We start from the raw sequence: 4,226 nt of genomic DNA, 5'->3' as shown, positions 1-4,226 counted from the left end.
TCTATCTGTCTGAGAAACTTCGACCGAATCGAAGTGTGGCTTATGGCTCGAGTATTGAAAACGACAAAACGGGGCTGACATGGAAGTGGAGCGTAGGTATCTGGCCATCGCGATTAGACAAAGGTCAGGCTGCTAAAGCGCGTGGTTATACACTCATTACGCCATTTTGTCCTATTGACGAATCTACTCCCATGGGCCCTGATTTGCCGGTTGCTTTCAGGATCTTGGGGCCTGATGGCAAGATTCTCGCTGAGACTCGGTTCTTGGTTAACGTGCAACCCGAACTGATACCAAAGCAAAGGATGGAGTACCAAACGCTTGATGCTCAGGAGTCACCCGCCGGATGGTATCTTGATGGCCAACCAGGGGGAGCAGCACAACTAAGACTCGGAGACGCGGCGCTCATGTATCCCCTGTCACTCACTTGGTTGCAGAAGTACAAGAACGTGGGGCTGCCGACGGACAAACCGATCACAACGGTGGTTTTACTTCCTGAAGCCTTGAAGCCACCCAAGCGAAGCAACATCCGCCGCCTTGAATGGGGCGAAAAAGCAGGCTTACCTTGGGCATGGTGGACGTCGTGGCTTATAGGACCACAAACCGAGTTCCGAGTTGGCGCTGGAATGATTGAGATTGACGAGGAATTGCTTGATGGTTTCGAGGCTGGTTATTATCACTTTCGGGTGCTCAACCTGTTGGCTGCCGACGTGCCAGTCTTCCTTGAAGGTAAACTTCAGAAGCCTGCTCTATTCGATAAGTATTACACCGTGTTTATTCCGAAGCCGGAACCTGTTTATCCTCGCCCATCAAGTCCCGTGTTAGAGATTGTCGCACCTGCACCCACTGGTTGGCCCAGTGTTCGTGCTGTTGCTTTTAAAAAGAGTACAATTCATCCAACGGCTAGCTATGCTGTCGCGATGCCGCTAAGGTTCAAAAACATAGGTGAGCGAGCCATAGATATCAGCACTTTGTCGGCACTTCTTTATTTGCCCGACGGAACTGTTATCGACGACAAATTACTCGTGGGTCCGTCGGGGGCGCTCCCAATGCTGAAGAAGGTTGAGAAGAATTGTTATCCGTTTGCCGACACTTCATTCACGCTCGTTACCGGGCCGTGGGTAGGCATTGGTTCAGGACAGCTTCCGCCTGGTGAGGAAACAACCTTAAACACGGGATTCTATCTTGGAATGCCTGACAGCTTGCCGGATGCGGCAAAGTCCATAGATAGCAAAATTATCGGCGTTAAGATCCTTCAAATGGCAACAAATGGCAGTGGTGAGGACATTCTACTCTACACAGGCGTCATTAATTTGAACCTGGAATGGCATGAAAATTGGTCGGAATCAGAGCACAACGCCCTGCTGAAAAGATGACCAGGATTGGTGATGCCCGGACGTGGCATGAGTGACTGCCAGGTCGGGATCCGAGCAGCGTGGATTACTTGAGTTTCGCAAGCGCCTCTTCAGCCAGCTTACGGGCTTTTAGCTGATGGTACTTGGTGCTCGCGGCTTCGGTAAAATCAGCCTTGGCGGCGTCCGTGCTGCCGAGGGCGAGGTGGGCGCGGCCGCGATTGTAGAGGATGTAGGAATCGTCGGGGGTGAGCGGGAGGGCGGCGTTGTAGGCTTCGAGGGCTTCGTCGGCACGACCGAGAAGCAGGAGGGTATCGCCGCGACGGTTCAGCGCCTTGGCGGTGAAGGGGATCTTCTTCTCGTGATCCGGCGGCAGGCAGTCGCGCAGGGCTTGGAGGATGAGCTCGCAGGTGGTGGCGGCGGATTCGACGGTGGGAGAGGCGGTGGTGGCGTCTTTGAGGTCTTCCTTCACGCGATCCAGCAGCACTTCGATGGGCAGTGAGGCATAGTCACCGGGGCCTTTGGACTTTGAGATCTGCTGCAAGGCTTCGACACATTCGCGGGCCTTGCCTGCGGTGGCGAGTTTCGTGACCTCCTTCAGAGTGGGGAGTGCGTGCGGTGTGACTGACCGTGTTGGAGGTGGGAGTGAATCTATGGGAGCGGCTGGAGCTGGAAGCGATGCCACCATGGGTGCCGGCGCGGGAGCCTGACCGGCGAGGAAGACGTCATCGCCGACGAGGCGGGAGTATTCCGCAGGAATCTGCCCGCCATTGGAGCGTTCGAGGACGCCGGCACGGGTGCGTTTGAAGACCTGCTCGACCGTCAAGCCGGGGGTGCGCAGGTTTTTGAGGAGTTCTTCGGTGTAGAGGCCGTTGGTGCCATCGCCATCGAGTGCGGTCTGCCCTGCATCGGTGGCAAAGGCGATGAGTGATCCGGCGGGTGGTTTCATCTCGCTGAGGCCGCCGGGGCTGGTGGCATCGCGGGTGCGTCCGGTGCGTGCGACGGCGGTGGTGCGGCAGGCATCGAGGATGACGAGGTTGCAGAGGGCGCCGGAGGATTTCATGTCGGCCACGGCCTGCTCGACATTGAAGAGCTTGGTTTCTGCGAGCAGGCGAAGAGTTACGTCGTCGGCTCCTTCGGAGGTGTAGCCGGATTTGATGGGCAGCAGGTAATTGGAGCCGGCCACGGAGATGCCGTGGCCTGCGTAATAAAAGAGGCCGACTTCGGCGTCGGTCAGTGTGGCGCGGAACTCCACCACGGCGCGCAGCAGTTGATCGCGGGTGACGTCATGTTTTTCGATCACTGCGAAGCCGAGATCACGCAGGGTTTTGGCCACGGCTTTGGCATCGTTGCCGGTATTGCGCAGCGGACCCACGGCGGCTTCATACTTCGCATTGCCAATGACGAGGGCGGTGCGTGCAGAGGGCTTGGCGGGAGCGGCATTCATTCGCAGGGCGAAGGCGGCCAGCAGCAGGAAGCCAGCGAGGCGGAGGCGGGAGGGCATGGATGCATTCTGCAATCGAGAACGGGCAGGTCAACCTCATGGACAGGCGCAATCGGTTGACCCGGCGCGGAGACCTCGCATCATCCGCCCGATGAAGTGTGCCCTCCCCGCCCTGATGCTCGTTTTGACGAGTTGCAACGCCACCTTGAAGCCAGACGCTGCCTCTGAGCCGCTGATTCCAGGAGATCCGGCTGCGCCTTCGCAGGTCACGCCGGATGAGGCGATGGCGATTGCGCAACGGTTTGCGAATCACACGTGGCGGCCGTTTGCGCGGAATATTCTGCACGGAAAGGACAAGGCGGGAGTGCTCGTCAACACGCCTGATGTGACTCACGAGCCGCAGCAGGATCGCAAAGGATGGTGGGTGCCGGGGGAGATGAACAGCGGGGTGCCGTACAAGTGGGGTGGGTTTGATGATCCGGCGTCGTTTGATCAAGCCATCGCGAATGGCAGCGCTGGCGGTGATGTGTCATCGCCAGAGAAACGACGTGCTGACAATGCGGCGGTGAGCGCACAGGCCACAGGGGTGGATTGTTCGGGATTTGTGTCGCGCTGTCTGAAACTGCCGAGCGTGCATGACACCAGCCGGCTGCCGGCGGTTTGCACGGAACTCGGCAGCGCGCAGGAGTTGCAGCCGGGGGATGTGCTGAACATTCCGCACCGGCATGTGATTCTTTGCGCCGGATGGTATGATCCGCAGCACACCTGGATCTACTACTATGAAACGGGCGGTGCGCCGGACTACTGGAAGCCCGGCCTCAAGCAGGCACCGCTGGATGCGCTGCTGGCGCTTGGCTACAAGCCGCTGCGCTACAAGGGCATGGCGCATGAGCTGGTGCCAAGCGGCAAGCAGCCGAAGGAGGTGCTGACGCGGGCGGTGAAAGCGAGCGCGATTGTGGTGGAGAACCCTACCGTGGGAGAGCCGTGATGGATTGTTTGAGGAGTTGACGTTGAGTCAGGCCGCGTGGCAGCATGCGCGCTTTCCCAACCCGTCCATGGAATCCACTCTTCGTCCCACTCGTACGCGCTATGGCGTGATCGTTTTTGCCGTGATGCTCGGCATCATTCATTACATCGACCGGGTGTGCATTTCGAAGGCGCGGCCGTTCATTCAGCAGGATCTGGGATTTGATGACACGCAGATGGGCTATGTGTTTTCCGCATTCACGCTGGCGTATGCGCTCTTTGAGATTCCGGGCGGCTGGCTGGGGGACAAATGGGGACCACGGCGGGTGCTGCTGCGTGTCGTGATGTTTTGGAGCGTGTTCACGGCGGCGACGGGATATGCGTGGAATCTGGCGTCGATGATCGTGTGCCGGTTTTTGTTTGGCGCGGGTGAGGCGGGCGGGTTTCCGAACATTGCGAAGATGTTC

4 protein-coding genes are annotated in these 4,226 nt (G+C 58.4%); 3 read left to right on the top strand and 1 reads right to left on the bottom strand.

Going from position 1 to position 4,226, the window contains the following annotated elements:
- Positions 1-1,373: hypothetical protein (locus ACIREA_RS27730; RefSeq protein ID WP_397385566.1), on the top strand; the 1,373-nt coding region annotated here is incomplete at its 5' end.
- Between the two features lie 64 nt (positions 1,374-1,437).
- Here the strand turns inward: ACIREA_RS27730 and ACIREA_RS27725 are convergent.
- Complete coding sequence (locus ACIREA_RS27725; RefSeq protein WP_397385565.1) at positions 1,438-2,853, bottom strand: caspase family protein; 1,416 nt, start codon at positions 2,851-2,853, stop codon at positions 1,438-1,440.
- 91 nt (positions 2,854-2,944) lie between these two features.
- Here ACIREA_RS27725 and ACIREA_RS27720 point away from each other — a divergent pair, with 91 nt between their 5' ends.
- On the top strand, positions 2,945-3,781 hold the full coding sequence (locus ACIREA_RS27720; RefSeq protein ID WP_397385564.1) for a hypothetical protein: 837 nt from the start codon (positions 2,945-2,947) through the stop codon (positions 3,779-3,781).
- Positions 3,782-3,848: 67 nt separating this feature from the next.
- A partial coding sequence (locus tag ACIREA_RS27715; RefSeq protein ID WP_397385563.1) for an MFS transporter occupies positions 3,849-4,226 on the top strand: 378 nt, incomplete at its 3' end.

It is taken from the genome of Prosthecobacter sp. (assembly GCF_044373815.1).
GTDB lineage: Bacteria > Verrucomicrobiota > Verrucomicrobiia > Verrucomicrobiales > Verrucomicrobiaceae > Prosthecobacter.
Note: the sequence above shows the minus strand (reverse complement) of the source record. Positions and strands in the feature narration are given on the sequence as shown.

What these genes read in the sequence shown, in the direction of transcription:
- ACIREA_RS27725 (WP_397385565.1), bottom strand. Translation starts at nt 2,853, where the DNA reads ATGCCCTCCCGCCTCCGCCTCGCTGGCTTCCTGCTGCTGGCCGCCTTC.
- ACIREA_RS27720 (WP_397385564.1), top strand. Translation starts at nt 2,945, where the DNA reads ATGAAGTGTGCCCTCCCCGCCCTGATGCTCGTTTTGACGAGTTGCAAC.